The sequence below is a fragment of the Poseidonibacter lekithochrous genome (assembly GCF_013283835.1).
Taxonomy (GTDB): domain Bacteria; phylum Campylobacterota; class Campylobacteria; order Campylobacterales; family Arcobacteraceae; genus Poseidonibacter; species Poseidonibacter lekithochrous.
Genome location: NZ_CP054052.1, coordinates 228,231 through 243,184 on the forward strand (window position 1 = coordinate 228,231; position 14,954 = coordinate 243,184).

General features: G+C 29.5%; 16 protein-coding genes. All 16 read right to left on the reverse strand.

The genetic code is table 11. From position 1 onward, the window contains the following. Position 1 precedes the first annotated feature (1 nt). Positions 2-1,240, reverse strand: coding sequence for a 2-oxoacid:ferredoxin oxidoreductase subunit alpha (locus ALEK_RS01090; RefSeq protein ID WP_071626746.1), 1,239 nt, complete (start codon positions 1,238-1,240; stop codon positions 2-4). Then, complete coding sequence (locus tag ALEK_RS01095) at positions 1,240-1,653, reverse strand: 4Fe-4S dicluster-binding protein (RefSeq protein ID WP_173424109.1); 414 nt, start codon at positions 1,651-1,653, stop codon at positions 1,240-1,242. The genes ALEK_RS01090 and ALEK_RS01095 overlap by 1 nt, the downstream gene beginning before the upstream one ends. 10 nt (positions 1,654-1,663) lie before the next feature. Further along, positions 1,664-2,227, reverse strand: coding sequence for a pyruvate flavodoxin oxidoreductase subunit gamma (locus tag ALEK_RS01100; RefSeq protein ID WP_071626747.1), 564 nt, complete (start codon positions 2,225-2,227; stop codon positions 1,664-1,666). Positions 2,228-2,611: 384 nt separating this feature from the next. Next, a complete protein-coding gene (locus ALEK_RS01105) occupies positions 2,612-3,271 on the reverse strand; it encodes an HAD family hydrolase (protein ID WP_071626748.1) in 660 nt (219 codons plus the stop codon). Between the two features lie 17 nt (positions 3,272-3,288). Beyond that, the gene (locus tag ALEK_RS01110; protein ID WP_071626824.1) at positions 3,289-4,800 is read right to left on the reverse strand and encodes a peptide-binding protein; all 1,512 of its coding nucleotides are present in this window, start codon (positions 4,798-4,800) and stop codon (positions 3,289-3,291) included. 91 nt (positions 4,801-4,891) lie between these two features. Next, positions 4,892-5,281, reverse strand: a complete 390-nt coding sequence (gene rpsI, locus ALEK_RS01115; protein ID WP_071626749.1) for a 30S ribosomal protein S9 — start codon at positions 5,279-5,281, stop codon at positions 4,892-4,894. Positions 5,282-5,286: 5 nt separating this feature from the next. Then, positions 5,287-5,706, reverse strand: coding sequence for a 50S ribosomal protein L13 (gene rplM, locus ALEK_RS01120; RefSeq protein WP_071626750.1), 420 nt, complete (start codon positions 5,704-5,706; stop codon positions 5,287-5,289). Between the two features lie 76 nt (positions 5,707-5,782). Beyond that, positions 5,783-7,159, reverse strand: coding sequence for a HAMP domain-containing sensor histidine kinase (locus ALEK_RS01125; RefSeq protein WP_071626751.1), 1,377 nt, complete (start codon positions 7,157-7,159; stop codon positions 5,783-5,785). Continuing rightward, positions 7,153-7,827 carry a response regulator transcription factor gene (locus ALEK_RS01130; RefSeq protein ID WP_071626752.1) on the reverse strand — a complete coding sequence of 225 codons (675 nt, stop codon included), beginning with the start codon at positions 7,825-7,827 and terminating at the stop codon, positions 7,153-7,155. Before ALEK_RS01130 ends, ALEK_RS01125 begins: the two co-directional genes overlap by 7 nt. A 14-nt stretch (positions 7,828-7,841) precedes the next feature. Beyond that, positions 7,842-8,240, reverse strand: a complete 399-nt coding sequence (locus ALEK_RS01135; RefSeq protein WP_071626753.1) for a phosphate-starvation-inducible PsiE family protein — start codon at positions 8,238-8,240, stop codon at positions 7,842-7,844. A 17-nt stretch (positions 8,241-8,257) separates the two neighbouring features. Continuing rightward, the gene (locus ALEK_RS01140) at positions 8,258-8,926 is read right to left on the reverse strand and encodes a phosphate signaling complex PhoU family protein (RefSeq protein WP_071626754.1); all 669 of its coding nucleotides are present in this window, start codon (positions 8,924-8,926) and stop codon (positions 8,258-8,260) included. Then, positions 8,926-9,678 carry a phosphate ABC transporter ATP-binding protein PstB gene (gene pstB, locus ALEK_RS01145; RefSeq protein ID WP_438501530.1) on the reverse strand — a complete coding sequence of 251 codons (753 nt, stop codon included), beginning with the start codon at positions 9,676-9,678 and terminating at the stop codon, positions 8,926-8,928. The genes ALEK_RS01140 and pstB overlap by 1 nt, the downstream gene beginning before the upstream one ends. Before the next feature lie 32 nt (positions 9,679-9,710). Beyond that, positions 9,711-10,901: a phosphate ABC transporter permease PstA gene (gene pstA, locus ALEK_RS01150; RefSeq protein ID WP_071626756.1), complete on the reverse strand. Its 1,191-nt coding sequence runs from the start codon at positions 10,899-10,901 to the stop codon at positions 9,711-9,713. Continuing rightward, positions 10,898-11,827 carry a phosphate ABC transporter permease subunit PstC gene (pstC, locus tag ALEK_RS01155; RefSeq protein WP_071626757.1) on the reverse strand — a complete coding sequence of 310 codons (930 nt, stop codon included), beginning with the start codon at positions 11,825-11,827 and terminating at the stop codon, positions 10,898-10,900. Before pstC ends, pstA begins: the two co-directional genes overlap by 4 nt. A gap of 67 nt (positions 11,828-11,894) precedes the next feature. Then, on the reverse strand, positions 11,895-13,628 hold the full coding sequence (locus tag ALEK_RS01160) for a GGDEF domain-containing protein (protein ID WP_071626758.1): 1,734 nt from the start codon (positions 13,626-13,628) through the stop codon (positions 11,895-11,897). A 126-nt stretch (positions 13,629-13,754) separates the two neighbouring features. Continuing rightward, positions 13,755-14,807 (reverse strand): PstS family phosphate ABC transporter substrate-binding protein, encoded by a 1,053-nt coding sequence (locus tag ALEK_RS01165; RefSeq protein ID WP_071626759.1) that lies wholly within the window; start codon positions 14,805-14,807, stop codon positions 13,755-13,757. Positions 14,808-14,954: the final 147 nt, after the last annotated feature.

Consider the following 14,954-nt stretch of genomic DNA (forward strand, 5'->3'; position numbering starts at 1 on the left):
TTTATTTTCCTTCCACATTGTAATAGCTTAATTCTGGACCTCTAACACCAATTAACTTTTGGATGTTACCAGAAATTTTACCAGCTTTAGCATCAGCATCTAATGTTCTGAAGATGTCTTTTAAACCAGCAATAGTCATATCTCTACCACCTAAACCATAAATTAAGTTAGTAACTAATGGTCTTGCAGAAGTATTGATTAATGCTCCAGAAATTTCGTTATATAATGTACCAACAGTTCCACCAGGAGCAGATCTATCCATACAAGCAATTGCTTTAACGTTAACTAATGCATCTGCAACTTCTTCAAGAGGGAATGGTCTGAATAATCTAGGTGCAACAACACCTACTTTAATACCTTCTTCTTCTCTGATTTGATCAATTGCTAACATCGCAGTTTCAAAAGTAGAACCTAAACATACAATAGCAACTTCAGCATCTTCCATACCGTAAGTTTCAACTACTTTATATTCTCTACCTGTTAATTCTTTGAATTCAGCAAATGTATCTTGAATAACTTTCTTAGAACTCATTAAAGCAGCGTGTTGCTTGGCTTTATGTTCAAAGTGCCAATCATGTTCAGTTTGTACACCATGAGTTACAGGCTTATCAAAGTTTAATAGTGCATTAACTTGTAAGTAAGGACCAACAAATTTAGCAGCTACTTCATCTTTAAGAGGAGTAACATTTTGAGCAGTATGAGAAGTCATAAATCCATCTTGGTTAGAAATAACAGGAAGTCTAACAGCAGGATGTTCAGAAATTTTGAAAGACATTAAAGTCATATCATATGCTTCTTGTGGTGAGAATGCATCAATTGAAATCCATCCACAGTCTCTTGTTAAGTATAAATCTGAGTGGTCACCATTTACGTTAAGTGGTGCAGCTAAAGCTCTATTTACAAGACATAATACTACAGGAATTCTCATTCCAGATGCTTGGTATAAAGTTTCAACCATAAGTGCTAAACCTTGTGAAGAAGTTGCAGTTCCAACTCTACCACCAGCAGCACCAGCTCCAATACATCCTGACATAGCAGCATGCTCAGATTCAACCATAATTACTTCACCATCAACATATCCATTTGCGTGGAACATTGCATAGTTTTCAACTGTAGCAGTTGAAGGAGTAATAGGGTATGCAGCAACAACATCTACATCAGCTTGTCTAAAAGCTTGTGAGTTTGCCATGTTTCCATCCCAAACCTCTACGTCTTTTAATTCCATTACTTTAGTATTCATTATTTGTCACCTTTCTTTTTTTTCTCTGGCCATTTAGATAAAGCATCTTCTACTTTTTCATACTCTTCAAACATTAGAAGAGATTTAGGGTTTGTAGGACATACACTTACACATAGTCCACAACCTTTACAGTGTTCGTAGTCAATACCTTTCATCTCTTTGTTTCTAGCAATGATAGAAGTATCTGGACAGAAGATCCAACAGTTTTGACAGTCGATACATGTCTCAGAATTCCATACTGGCTTTAAAACTCTCCAGTCTCCAACAGACATACTTTTTGAACTTGTTTCAGAATATGCTCTGTCTTCTGGTTGCATGTCTGCAATGTTATAGTTGATGTCACCTTCAAATGTATATAAGGCAGCACCTGGGATTAACTCATCCCATCCCATTTCTTCAATTGGTTTACTCATATTTTGTCCTTTAGTGAACTTCGTCGTAAGCTCGTTGAATTGCAATCATATTTGCATCAATTATGTTTTGAGGTAACTTTTTAAGTACACCTTTCATCGCGTCTTTGAAATAATCTAATTCGAACATTCCACTAACTTTCATAAATGCACCAAGCATTGGAGTATTAGGAATTGCTTTACCAATAGTATCTCTAGCGATTTGGAAACAGTCAAGAATATATACTCTATCTTCTATCCCTTGTAATGCTGGAACTAAAGCGATTAATTCATCTTTGCTAAGGTGAGTAGTAATAATATATTTAGTAGTATCTGTACCATTAGCAGTAATATCGTCAGTTAATGCTAAACCTGGATCAAGAATGAATACAAAATCTGGACTCATGAATTTCTCGTGGTTTAAAATAACTTTATCATCAATTCTATTGTAGGCAGTCATAGACGCACCTCTTTTAGCTGAACCATAAAAAGCAAAAGCTTGTACTTGTTTCCCTGTCTCAGCAACAACTGAACCAAGTCCTTTAGCACCTGTTACGGCACCTTGACCTGCACGGCTGTGCCATCTAATTTCTAACATAGTGGCTCCTTAAAATATTAAATTTGACTTAAAAAATTTAATTAGTCTGATCTATTATACAGACTTTTAACTTAGAATGTACTTTCTTTAAGTTTTTAATGGGGATTTATGTAACGTAAGTAAACACTTTTTGAAGTGAAAACCCTAGTTTTTTACTTCTTTAAAAAGCTATCAATAATTAAATAATAATTATGCTAAATAATTAATATGGACTAAAAGCCCATTGTATGGTAATTATAAATAATTTTATTAAAGTTATTAGTTTATATAATCATTATAGAAATAAAGTCTTAAATAAATGCTATTAAAAATTAGTAAATTAAATTTTTAAGTAATACTTAAGCTCTATTTCTTAAGAAAAGCTAGTTTTTAAGCTTAAATTGTTTAGTTTATTTGACTTTTTATGAATTTTACTGCATCAAAAGCATTGTTTTCTATGTTTTTTGTGTATAAAGACAGCTCAGCTTTCTTTCCATAACCACATAAAACACCAACTGATTCTACGTTTGCTTCATTAGCTGCAATTAAATCTAGTTTAGTATCACCGATCATCCATACTGTATGTTGATCTTTGTTGTAATTCATTTGTTCTAAAGTAATATTAATAGGTTCTGGATGTGGTTTTGGATTTTGCACATTTTCTCTACCTGTTACAATCTCAAAATGATCCATAATCTCTAAGTTTTCCAATAAAGGAATTGTGTACATTCTAGTTTTAGTTGTAACAACAGATACTCTAGCAATTTGCGAAGCTAATTTAACAGCCTCTATTGCATCTTCTAGTAAGTGAGTATTAGCTTTTGAAATTTGTCTATATTTATTTTTATAAGAGTCTACAAAGTCCCATGCTTTATCTTCGCTAACACCAAGTCCTTTGTACATTACATCTAATGGATATCCTATTAAATCTTTAATAGATTCATCATTACCCTTAAAATTAAATTCTAACTCTTCAAATGAGTGATAAAATGAAGCTAATATTGCGTCTGTTGAATCAATAATTGTTCCGTCTAAGTCAAATAGTATAATTGTATTTTTATTCATATATTGTTTATTTCCTTTTATTCTTTTATCCAATCTTTTTGATTGTGTGTAATTCCAGTAAATGCTGGTTCTATATTTTTTATATCTTTATTTGCTACTGTGATTGAGTTTGGAATATATAAGAATATATAAGGTAAATCATCTGCAATGATTTTAAATATTTCTTGATATATTTTCCCAAGTTTAGTTCTATCTATAGTAATTGAACCTTTCTCAATTAATTCATCTACTTTTTTATTATGATATCCCACAAGATTAAATCTACCTAATTTATCTGAGTCACTATGCCATAAAGGATAAGCATCAGGCATTAAAGCTAAACTCCAACCCAAGAGAATAGCTTCGTAGTTTCTTGGATGTACAACAGTATTTAAAAATGCTTGCCACTCCATAACTCTAATTTTCATTTTTATACCAGCTTTTGCTAATTGGTATTGTAAAATTTGAGCTGCATTAATTCTAATATCATTTCCAGTATTTGTTATAACTTCAAAAGTAAGAGGATTCTTTTCATCGTAACCTTGTTCTTTGAGAAGTTGTTTTGATTTTTCTATATCTTGAGTTATTGATTTAACATTTTTATTATAAGCAAAACTTCCAGGTAAAAATGGACCATTACAAACTTGTCCATGTCCAAAATATAATATATCAACAAGCTCTTGTTTATTTACAGCATAAGCAATAGCTTGTCTTACTTTTTTATTTTTAAATTTTTCAGTTTTTAAATTAAATCCTAAATAACTATAAGCAAAACTCTCTTTTTCAATTATCTTATAATTGTTTTTGAATTTCTCATCTACTTGTCTATCTATTTGAAGAGGACTTAATCCTCCTAAATCTAATTTCTTTTGTTTTAAAAATAAAAAAGATGTATTTGGATCTGGTAAAAACTTATATAAAATATTATCTATTTTAGGTTTTCCCTCAAAATAGTTTTTGTTTGCAAAAAGTTTTATATCAATACCCGTTTTGAACTCGTTTATAGTGTAAGGACCAGTTCCTATTGGTTTTTTATTAAAAGAACTTGTCATTAAATCTTTTTCATTCTCTAGTATATGTTTTGGCAAGATTCCAACCATCCATGTTTCTAGGGATTTAAAATATGGTTTTTTATATGTAATTTGTATTGTGTATTTATCTAAAGCTTTTACTTCTTTCACTTCTTTAAAGTTTGATTTTATTGATGTGAATACTTTAGGATTAATTATTTGTTGATATGTAAAAAGTACATCTTCCGCTGTAAAATTAACTCCATCATGCCATAAAACGTTTTTTCTTAAATTTATGATTAGTTTTGTAGGAGTTTTGAATTTATATGACTTAGCTAAATCAGGAGCAGGTTTGCCATCTTTATCATATTTTATCAATCCATTAAATAACCAATCGGCAATTTCAGAACTTGCAGAATCGTTTGCAAGAATAGGATTTAATCTACTAGGACTTGAACTCATTGATAAGTTTAAAGTACTTGCATACATAAATGAAAAGAGTAAAAAAAATATTGTTGTTAGTTGAAGTAGTTTTTTCATAGGGTATTGTACTAAAAAGTGCATAAAAAAAGGAGCAACTTTCGTCGCTCCTTTGGAAAATACAAAGATAAAGTATCTTTGAAATAGTGACCTATCTTTTTGAGAATTGACCGCTTTTTCTTGCTTTTCTTCTTCCGTATTTTTTTCTTTCAACAGCTCTTGCGTCTCTTGTTAATAATCCGTAAGGTTTTAAGATTGTTCTGAATTGCTCATCATAAGCAACTAAAGCTCTTGATATACCGTGTCTTACAGCATCAGCTTGTGCAGAATAACCACCACCTAAAGTTTTAACAACGATGTTAACTGAAGTTTCTTGTTTAGCTACTTCAATTGGTTGCATAACTCTTTTTTTAATAGCTTCGTGTCCACCTAACCATGCATCTAAAGATTGACCGTTGATTGTAAGTTGTCCGTTACCAGCTTCTAACCATACTTTTGCGATAGAAGTTTTTCTTCTTCCAGTTGCGTATACTTTTGCCATTAGTCTTATCCTTTAATTTGCGCAGTGTGAGGGTGTTCAGCGTCTGCATATACTTTTAATTTTTTTAACATTGCTTTACCTAAAGTAGTTTTAGGTAACATACCTCTAGTTGCTAATTTGAATAGCTTTTCTGGGTTGTTATCAAGCATGTCAGACATTTTGTGAGTTTTAGTACTACCAAAATATCCTGAGTGTGTATAGTAATTTTTATCTTCTAATTTCTTACCAGTAAACTTTGCTTTAGAAGCATTGATGATTACTACGTAGTCTCCACAATCAACGTGAGGAGTGAAAGAAGGTTTATTTTTACCTCTTAAGATAGTTGCAACTTCAGTAATGATTCTTCCGAATACTTTGTCTGTTGCGTCAATTACTATCCAATCTCTTTCGATTTCGTTAGCTTTTGCCATTTGAGTAAATTTCATTTATTTTCTCCGCTTTTATTAATGAGGTGGAATAATAGTGTAGTCATACTTAAATATTACTTAAATTAAGTAATATTTAATATGTAATTGTGAATTTAGAGCCAAGGTTGTGTTCTGAGTCTATTTTTAGGGAAAATGAATGTAATGAAAGTATAGATTGAACAATAAAAAGTCCTAATCCAAGCGAATTATTCCATCCATTATTTGAAACTCTATAGAATTTCTGATTAATTTTTTCTAGTTCACTTTTTTCTATTCCAATTCCCTTATCAATAACTGAGATTTTATCACCCTCAATTTTTACTATAACTTCATCTTCTGAGTATTTTAAAGCATTTTCAATTAGGTTTGATATAGCCATTGAAATTAGGGTTTCATCAACATTTAGAGTAATATCATCACCTTCTATGAGTATTTCCCTCGTTTTATATTTATCTTTTAAATCAGATATTATCTCTTCAATAATTTTTTTCATTGATTTTGGTGTTAGAATTAGTTCTTGTTTCCCTTCTTCTAATTTCAATGTTAATCGTAATTTATCAATAATATGTGACATTTTATTTGCATTGGAATGTATTTTATTTAAAAACTTTATTTTCATTGAGGCTGGCATATCTTCATCGTTTAGAATTGTTTCACTGTATCCCGAGATAATGGCAATAGGATTTTTAAATTCATGGGATAGGGCTGAGATGATTTCATCTTTTTGCCTATTAGCAAGTTTTAGTTTTGCAGTTTGTTTTGCTTTTTGTTTCTCTTTTTTTGATAATTTAACAGCAACTTTATTTAAAAGTTTCGTAATTCTATGAAACTCCACTGTAAAATTAGAATTAAGTGCATAAGAGGGTTTCTTTGATGATAACTCAGTTAAGAAATATAAAATCGCTTCTGTCTCTTTCTTTATTTTTAACGAAATGAAATAAGATGCTAGGAAAGCTACAATTATAAACATAGCTACAAAAGAGAATATCTGTGCAGATAAACGCATGAAATTGTCAGTAATTTTATCTGTATAATCAGCCATTCTAATAAAATAGATTCTTTTATCTATGACTACTTTTTTAGCAATATAAAGTAGTTCTTTATTAATACTACTTGAATATCTAGTACTTCGACCAGTGCCATAATCTTTAGCTTGAAGTACTTCTTCTCTGCTACCGTGATTTTCTAATAAGTTTTTATCTTTATCACTCTCAGCAATTACATTACCTTTTTCATCAATAATTGTAATTCTAATATTTATTTGTGATTTAAGATCTTTGATTATTGTATCTACGTTATTTAGGTCTTTTAATACAATAGAAAAAGTATCAATATTTTTAATAAGATTTTTTTCAATTTGGTCTATATAAATATTTTTAGACCAAAAGTAAGTAACAATACTAAGAGTAATTGCAACCGCTAAAAAAATTAAAACAAAAGTACGTATAAAGAGTTGATGGATTTTTAACAAAAGATATAACCTTCCCCTCTAATTGACTTAATATAGTTTTTCTCACCCTCAGGGTCAATTTTGGCTTTTAATCTTTTTACTGCAACATTAACTGTTTTCATTTTTTTATCTAGTGAGTCTTCCCAAACTGAGTTTAATAAATGCTCTCTAGTCATTAAAATATCTCTGTTTTTAATAAACTCTAATAATAAGTCATGCTCTAAGTGTGTTAGTTCTAATTCGTTATTGTCAATATAGAATTTTTTATTTGATGATTTATATGTAATATCTTTAACTTTTAAAATATCAATATCTTTTGATGTTCTTTTTATAACTGCTTTTACTCTTGCTAATAATTCTTTGATATTAAAAGGTTTAGTAATATAATCATCAGCATGCGATTCAAAACCTTCTAGAATATCTTCATCTTTATCTTTTGCAGTTACATAAATAACTGGATTAGCATAACCCTTAGCTTTTATCTCATCAATAAAGGCTGTACCTTCAGAACCTGGTAAGTTTCTATCCATTAAGATTAAATCAATTTCTTCTTCATCTAATACTTTTTCTAGATTCTTATCAACATTTAAAAAACCAATTGTTTCGTAACCATCTTTTTGTAAAGTGTATTCTAATAATTCTAATATATCTTCTTCATCTTCAACGATAAGGATAAGTTTATTTTCCATTTTTAACTCTTTTATTAATTATTGATTGTTTCTTTTTTTATACTACTTGAATCAGCTGTCCCAGGGGAGAATTTTATTGCTAAAATTCTAAAAATAAAGAATACGAAAATTACTATCAGTAAAAAACTAATATCAAAATAGTCTTTATTCAAATTTGTTGATAGTATTATAACATCACGAATTAAAAAAATAATAAAAATGTCTATTACGAATCGTAGTCTTAGTTTTTCTTTTTTAATAAAGTCAGAAATCATTTTAACAACTTCCATTACAACAATGAATTCAAGCATTAAAATGATAGCTTTGTAGAAGTCTAATCCAACTATGAATATTCCTATGAATATTATTGTTGCGGCTAGAACTTCGAAGTTAGAACTAAAGTAGCTCTTTATTTTGATTAAGGCTCTTTTCATTTATTAAAAGCAATCCCTTAAGATTGCTCTATATCTCCTCCAATTTCGGCAAATAAAAGTAGATTTGCAATTGAAGCTGCTCTATCAGCAGTTTTTTCTAATTTTCTTAATGCACTTAAAATATCAAAGTACTCTTTTGATAATTCAATATTTTTTGAAATTAGTTTTAAAATATTTTTTTCAATCATTGCATATAAATCGTCTGTTTTACTCTCTTCAACAATTACTCTTTGATACTTCTCTTCAATATGCTTAGATGTTGGTTCTTGAATCATAGAAATAGTTGTTTTTAAAGCTAAGATTGTAGCTTTGTGTAAAGGTACTGCATACTCTAAAATAGTTTTAGTATTTAAATCTTCACTATATGCTTTTCTAAAAATCTTTGCAAAACTTTTAGTATTTGCACCTGCTCTTACTAATTCATTTGTAATTTTTAAATATGCAACTAATTCTCTTAAATCTTTTGCTTCTGGTGAATATAAAGCTAAAGTAGTAACAAGTAATTTATCAATATCATTACATTTATTTGAAATCTTTTTAACTGATAAATCAATATCTTTTAATAAAGATAAATCTTCTTCTTTTAATGCTTTTAATGATAACTCAAGGGCATCAACTACTGCATTTCCAATATCAAGAATTTCATCTTCAATTTTTTGTTTTTTTGCTTCGTAAGTTTTTAACATTATCCAAACCTTCCCGTAATATAGTCTTCTGTTTTTTTGTTATTAGGATTAACAAAAATTGTTTCTGTTTCATCATATTCGATTAGTTTTCCTAAGTGGAAAAATGCTGTATAATCAGCAACTCTTGCTGCTTGTTGCATATTATGAGTTACCGTAATAATCGTATAATCTTTTTTAAGCTCTAACATTAATGCTTCAATTTTTTCAGTAGAAATAGGATCTAATGCTGATGTTGGTTCATCCATTAAAATCACTTCTGGTTTAACCGCAATTGTTCTAGCAATACATAATCTTTGTTGCTGACCACCTGAAAGAGAAGTTCCTGGATCATTTAATTTATCTTTTACTTCTTCCCAAAGTCCTGATTTAATTAATGAAGTTTTAACTAGTTCATCACACTCTTGCCCTTTTCTTACAATTCCGTGTTTTAGTGGAGCGTAAGCTACATTGTCATAAATTGATTTAGGGAATGGATTTGGTTGTTGAAATACCATACCAATTCTTTTTCTTACTGAAACTTCATCTACATCTTTATCATAGATATTCTTTTTATCAATTACTACTTCCCCATCAATTTTTACAATATTGATTAGGTCATTCATTCTATTTAAACATCGAAGAAATGTTGATTTACCACATCCAGAAGGTCCAATTAATGCTGTAATCTTGTTTTCATATATTTCTACATCAATTCCGTGTAAAGCATGATTATCTCCATACCAAAGATTTAATTCTTCTACTTTTACTTTTATTTTATTGTTCTTTTTTGACATATTCTTTCCTTCTACCATTTAACTTCGAATTTTTTTCTTAAATAAATTGCAATTGCATTTAATGAAATAAGTACTGAAAGTAGTACCATGATTCCTGCAGCTGTTTTTTCTATATACATTCTCTCTGGCATTCCTGCCCATGTGAACAGTTGTGCTGGCATAACTGTTGCTGCATCCATAACTGATGTAGGTGCATCTGGAATAAATGCAATCATTCCAATAATAATTAATGGAGCAGTTTCACCCATTGCCTGTGCTAAACCAATAATAGAACCAGTTAATACTCCTGGAAATGCTAGTGGTAAAACGTGGTCTTTTGTAACTTGGATTTTCGTTAATCCTAATCCATAACCAGCTTGTCTAATTGAATCTGGAACGGCTCTTAGTGCTGCTCGTGAACTAACAATAATAATTGGTAATGTCATAAGTGCAAGAGTTAATCCACCAACTAGAGGGGAGCTTCTTGGCATACCAAATAGGTTAATAAAAATTGCAAGTCCTAATAAACCAAATAAAATAGATGGAATTGCTGCAAGGTTATTAATATTTACTTCAATCAATCTCGTAAATTTGTTATCCTCTGCAAACTCTTCTAAATAAATAGCTGTCATTACACCTAATGGGAAAGCAACCAACATTGTAATAATTAATGTTAATACTGAACCTACCATTGCTGAGAATAAACCAGCAAACTCAGGAATTTTTGAATCTCCATTTTTGAAGAAAATAGCATTAAATCTTTGGTCAACTAAACCATTAGCTTTCATATCATCTACTAAAGCTCTATCTTTTCTTTTTAGTTTATAGTGATGAGCTTTCATATATTGATCAACTTGATCATCGGCTAAAACCCACATCTTATGAGTTGTATTCATAAGTTTTGGATCTGCTCCAACATGTTTAGGTAATTCCCTTAACCATGCTCTTGAAACAATTTTTCTATACTTTTTTTCAACTGCATATCTTGAATCATCTAATGATTTTTCGTTATATGAAACATCTACTTTTAAATAAGTGATTGAGAAAGCTGGTGCACCTTTTCCAATAATATCAAATAAGAAGAAAGCTAAAAAAGCGATTGAGAAGATTAGAGAAGTTAATGTAAACTTCTTAAATCTCTTTGCACTTCTATGTCTTTTCTTTAAAGCTGGGTCATAGAATGGATTATTCTCTTGTGTTTTTTTACTTTTTCTTTTAATCATAATGTGTTCACTTTATATTTTTCTTTGAATTTTCTAATTAATGATAATGAAATCATATTTAGTACTAGAGTTACTACGAATAAAATAAGACCTAATGCAAATGCTGATAGTGTTTCTGGTGAATTAAATTCAAAGTCACCTACTAATGAATTTACAATAGTTACTGTAACTGTTGTCATATCTTCCAAAGGATTCCATGATAAGTTTGGTCGAAGTCCTGCTGCCATAACAACAATCATTGTTTCACCTAAAGCTTTTGAAAGTCCTAGTAGTGATGCTGAGATAATTCCAGGTAGTGCAGATGGTAAAACAATATTTTTAATTGTTTCTCCATGTGTCATACCTAAACCAAAAGCAGCTTTTCTCTGAGAATCAGGAACTGATCTAATTACATCATCAGATAAAGATGAGATAACAGGAATAATCATAATCCCCATAACAACACCTGATGCTAATGCTGAGTTAAAAGTAGCATCTAATCCTACTGCATCTGCCATTTTTACAATTAATGGTGCAACAGTAATAGCTGCGAAGAAACCATAAACAACTGTTGGAATACCAGCTAATACTTCAAGTATTGGCTTTAAGTAATCTCTTAATGTAGGACTTGCATATTCACTCATGTAAACAGCAGAACCTAAACCAATTGGAATTGCAACTAGTAGTGCAATTATTGTGATAACAAAAGTTCCAGCAAAAATTGGAACAGCTCCAAATTTACTACCTTCAACACCTGGTGACCATTCAGTTCCAGTAATAAAATACCAAAAACTTCTCATTTGGAAAAATTCGATTGCTTCAAAAAGAATCGAAAAAAGAATACCGAATGTAGTTAGAATTGAGATAACAGAAGCTGTAACTAAAGCTAGTTTAATTAGTTTTTCTATTAACTCTCTTTGCTTATTTCTTGATTCAAAAGTGCTCAATACTTTTGCCTTTTTATTAAATTATTTTTTTATTATAAAAGGCAATGGTTACAAGATGGTTACATGCCTATATAGTGGCGCTTAGAGGGAAAGGATACTTCTTTGAGTGTTTCTTTAGTAGGTTCAATGTATGGTCAAAATTAGCTATTTGGGATTTAGAATTTACTCCAATAATGGCACATGAAGTGGATAAGAGATTAAATTTTCTTTTTACTTCAAATCTATCTTTTGTAATAATGTAACCATTTTTCTTATCATCATTGTTATATAAGTTTTTAGCAGTGTCTCTAAATTCTTCTAATACATTATTAGTTAGTTCAAACACTTCTTCAAAACTGCAATTTTTAATTCCAATAAAAAAGTCATCCCCACCAATGTGTGCAATGAAATTATCAGATGAGTATTTCTTTTGGATTAATTCAGAGAAGATTAAAATAGCTCTATCTCCTTGTCTAAATCCATAATAATCATTAAAAGGTTTGAAATCGTTAAAATCAAAATAAAGCATAAATGATTCATCTCTTTTTTTATTCTTAATTGATTCATGAATAAATTTTTCAATTTGTTGATTTCCAGGAAGTTTAGTAAGTGGGTTTTGATTTGAGGCAATTTCTATATTTCTTTTATGTGATAAGATTAATAGTGAACTTAAATCAATAAAACCTTTATATTTTTCTGCATTTGTAATAAAAATACCAGCTGTTTGTTTTTGATTATGATTAAATCTATTTAATGTTTTGTCAATTCCCCAAGAAGATTCAACAGATAAAACTTTTTTAATATACTTTTTTAATGATGAAGATATATTGTCATTTTTAGCAAGTGATAAACCATATTGTGAATAAGATATTTTTTTAATATCAACTTCATAAATTACACCTAATAAAGTTTTATGTTCATCAACTATAGGAACAAAAGTATTTTTAGTATTCTCTTTAAAATGTACAAATAAATCATGTAATGAGCTATTAACTTCTAGTGGCTCAATATTTTGAATATATTCTTCATCAATCATTGTTGTTAGTTCTGTTCTTTGGTTACTATGAATAATTTTTGCAATATTTTTATAAATAGACTTTAGTTCAGAAATATCTTGAGTTGGTTTTTGAACTAAAAAACCTTGAATAAAATCAACACCTATTTCTTTGCAGGTGTAAAATTCATTAGTATTCTCAACACCTTCAGCAATTACTTTCATTCCCATTGTATGGGCCATTTCTACAATTGAAGAACAGAATAGTTTTTTCTTAGAGTCTGAATCAATATTAGAAATAAAGAATCTATCTAATTTAATTATGTGCGCTTCTGAAAAGTATAAAAGTTTTAAGCCAGATACTCCAATTCCAAAATCATCAATAGCAATTTGATAACCACTTTTTTTGTAATTTTGAATCATTGTAGATAAAGCATTTTGCTCTATAGTTGTACCTTTTTCACTTAATTCAAAACAAATTGAGCTTTTAGGAAGATTGTATTTTTGTAGAATTTTAGAAGTATTACCCTCTGAATAGTTTTTATTATAGATAATTCTATTATCAAGGTTATAGAATAATCGTAAGTTTTCAATTTTAATTCCTGCGAATTTTTTGATAGCCATTTCTCTTAAGAGTAAATCAACTTCATAGAGAATATCTTCTTCAAAAGCTAGGTCAAATAAACTTTGGATATTACTTAGATAATCAGTTTTATGAACATTTCGAATAAGAGCTTCTACTGCAAATATTTTACCAGAGTGTGAGTGAATAATTGGTTGAAAAGCATAGTCTAACTTTTCAAGGATTTTTGTCCATTTTTTTGTCATGTGTATCCTAAGAATGGAAGTAACCTTACTTATAGATTTTTACCTATTCGTTCGCGTAAATAGATAAAAATCCATGAATAAGGTTACTTTAAGAAGAGGGGAAGCCTTCCTCTTCTTAAGGGTTAATTAGTGCTTTTTTAAGTCAGATAAAGTAAGTTTAGTACTTTTTGACACAGAAGATCTAATTGCATTTCTTGCTGCATCTGGTAAAGCGATTAATCCGATTTCACCTAAGATACCTTCTTTACCAATCATCTTTTCAGACATAAATAAGTTTACATATTTGTTCATTGCAGGAACGTCTTTTTTATGAGAGTTTTTGATGTAGAAGAATAATGATCTAGATACTGGGTATTCAGAAGATGAAATATTTGTAGGAGTTGGTTTAACACCATTAATTGTAGCACCTTTAATCATATCATCATTTTCAACTAAGAAAGAGAATCCAAATACACCAAATGCATTTTTGTTTTTATCTAATTTTTGAACGATTAAGTTATCGTTTTCACCAGATTCAACATAAACACCATCAGTTCTAACTACAGAGTATTTTTTGTATTTTTTATTAGCTTTTTTGTCAGCTTTGTAAATATCAGTATAAACTGGTAATTTTTTGAATGTTTTTTGCATTACTAATTCTTCGAATGCATCTCTTGTTCCTGAAGATTTTGGTGGTCCATAAACAACAATTTCTCTATTTGGTAATGAAGCATCAATGTCAGACCATTTTTTGTATGGGTTAGCAATTAATTTTTTACCATCTTTAGAAGGTACTTCTTTAGCTACGGCTAATGCTAAGTGTTCTCTTGAAATATCAAAATCTAAGTTAGATCTAGATTGTGCAAATGCAATACCATCATAACCAATTACAGATTCAGTAATATCAGTTACTCCATTTTTTTCACACATTTTGAATTCTTTAGTTTTCATTCTTCTTGATGCATTAGTAATATCAGGAGTATTTAATCCGTTACCAGCACAAAATAATTTCATACCACCACCTGAACCAGTTGATTCAACTACAGGAGTTGGGAACTTAGAAGTTGCTCCTAATTCTTCAGCAACAGAAGATGCGAATGGATATACAGTAGAAGAACCAACGATTTTGATTTGGTCTCTAGCACTTAAAGATACAGTTAAAGCAGCAGATGCTAATAAAGCGATTGTTGTTTTTTTCATTTTTTAATTTCTCCGTAAATATTTTATATGGTGAAAGTTTAATATTTATTGGTTACATTTCGGTTACCTATAAATGATTAAGTAATGAATAAATTTATCTTATATATAAAGTTTGATTTTCTGGTATTTGTAGTAATTATTTAATAT